At 62.4% G+C, this 941-nt stretch carries 1 protein-coding gene; it reads left to right on the top strand.

Going from position 1 to position 941, the window contains the following annotated elements; all coding sequences use genetic code 11:
• The coding region (locus PGS10_RS24900; RefSeq protein ID WP_316423635.1) for a molybdopterin-dependent oxidoreductase at positions 1–941 on the top strand (941 nt) is incomplete at both ends.

Here is a 941-nt window from a genome sequence, read left to right as displayed (position 1 = left end):
CAGTTCTACCAGGGCGTGGAGACCGTGCGGTCGCTGACCAGCCTCGCGATCCTCACCGGCAACCTCGGCAAGCCGAGCGTCGGCGTCAACCCGGTGCGCGGGCAGAACAACGTCCAGGGCGCCTGCGATATGGGCGCGCTGCCGGATACCTATCCGGGCTACCAGTACGTTAAGTTCCCAGAAAACCGCGAGAAGTTTGCCAGAGCGTGGGGCGTCGACAGCCTGCCGGAACATACCGGCTACCGCATCAGCGAGCTGCCGCACCGCGCCGAACACGGCGAAGTCCGCGCGGCGTACATTATGGGCGAGGATCCGCTGCAGACCGATGCCGAGCTTTCCGCGGTGCGCAAGGCGTTTGAACAGCTGGAACTGGTTATCGTCCAGGATATTTTCATGACCAAAACCGCCGCCGCGGCCGACGTCATCCTGCCGTCCACCTCGTGGGGCGAGCACGAAGGCGTGTATACCGCAGCGGACCGCGGCTTCCAGCGCTTCTTTAAAGCGGTGGAGCCAAAGTGGGACCTGAAAACCGACTGGCAGATCATCAGCGAAATCGCCACCCGGATGGGCTATCCGATGCACTACAACAACACCCAGGAGATCTGGGATGAGTTGCGGCATCTGTGCCCGGACTTCTACGGCGCCACCTATGAAAAAATGGGCGAGCTCGGCTACGTCATGTGGCCATGCCGCGATGAGTCCGACGCCGACCAGGGGACGTCGTATCTGTTTAAAGAGAAGTTCGATACCCCCAACGGGCTGGCGCAGTTCTTCACCTGCGACTGGGTCGCGCCGATCGATAAGCTCACCGACGAGTACCCGATGGTGCTCTCAACGGTGCGCGAAGTCGGTCACTACTCCTGCCGTTCGATGACCGGCAACTGCGCGGCGCTGGCGGCGCTGGCGGATGAACCGGGCTATGCGCAAATCAACACCGCCGA

The organism is Klebsiella sp. 141153, assembly GCF_032601995.1.
Taxonomy (GTDB): Bacteria; Pseudomonadota; Gammaproteobacteria; order Enterobacterales; family Enterobacteriaceae; genus Klebsiella; species Klebsiella aerogenes.
Note: the sequence above shows the minus strand (reverse complement) of the source record. Positions and strands in the feature narration are given on the sequence as shown.